General features: G+C 70.5%; 1 protein-coding gene. It reads right to left on the bottom strand.

The features are described 5' to 3' along the window. Positions 1-53 precede the first annotated feature (53 nt). On the bottom strand, positions 54-1,168 hold a 1,115-nt coding region (locus ACH107_RS32990; protein ID WP_412509810.1), incomplete at its 5' end, for a flagellar hook capping FlgD N-terminal domain-containing protein.

The raw sequence follows: 1,168 nt of genomic DNA on the forward strand, positions 1-1,168 counted from the left end.
GGGCCGTGGCCGGGGGCGCGATCGGCGCGGGCGCCGTGGCCCTGGTCGCGCTGTTATAGGCCCGCCTCGCGCAGGGCACTGACCTGCGTGGCCGGAACCCCGGCACCGCCTTCCAGCATCAGGCGTGTCTCACCGTCCTCGGCGCGGACCTCGGTGACACGGGCGTAGACTTCCGCGGGGTCATCGGCCAGGACCTCCTGCCCAGCATAGCTGACCACGTTAAACCCGTAGTGGCCAGGCGGTAGCGGCGTGCCATCCGCCGTCCGCCCCTGCCAGTCGAAAACACCGCCCGAGACGGGGATGTCCAGGCGCTGCACCTCGGCGCCCTGCGCGTCGGTCACGACCAGTTCGGCACGATCAGCCGCCGCCGCTGGATCGGGGGCGACGGTGATCGGCGCGCCGTCGAACATTCCCGGCACGGGGGCGCGCGCCTCGCGCCCCACCCAGGCGGCCATCTGCGCCATATCCGAGGCCCCCATCCGGCCGATCATGGACTCCAGCAGGTCATTGGTCAGGACTTGTTGTTCCACGCCCGAGAAGGTGGCCAGCTGGGTCGCGAATTTCTCGGACTCGGTGGGGTTCAAAGGGTCCTGGTTTTCCATCTGGACGGTCAGCATCTTGAGGAATGTCTCAAAATCCGAACTGATCACCGTCTCGGGGGTTTCGGTCTTTCCGGAGTCGGTGCCCTGCCGGCCGGCGGTGGCGGTCTGGGGGGCGTCTGCGCGATTTCCATGGCGTTGGTCAAATAACTTGAGGTCGAGGCCGCCCCCGATGACGAGGGTGCGGCGCGGCGGCTTCGGGTCTGTCTCTTCGGTCGGGGCCGGGTCAGGGGCGCTGCCGCCCTGTCCGCCGGGGCGGTCCTGCGCGCGGTCCTCGCGGCTCTCGCCCTCGAAGTGGAACCCGACATCGCCATAGCCCAGCGCCGCAAATTCGCGGGCGAGGCTGTCGATATGGCGGCGCAAGAGGTCGGCGGTCTCGGGCCGTTCGGCGCTGATCGTGACCGTCAGCGTGCCCTCAGCCCCCGACAGCGCCAGCCTCACCCGGCCCAGATCCTCGGGGTTGAGCCGCACCTCGGTCTCGCCGCCCCGGGCGACGGAGACGCTGACGGCGATCTGCTGGGTGACATGGGCCGGCGTCGCGCGGGCCGCGGTGGCCGTCGCGGGCACGG

It is taken from the genome of Roseovarius halophilus (ex Wu et al. 2025) (assembly GCF_047086965.1).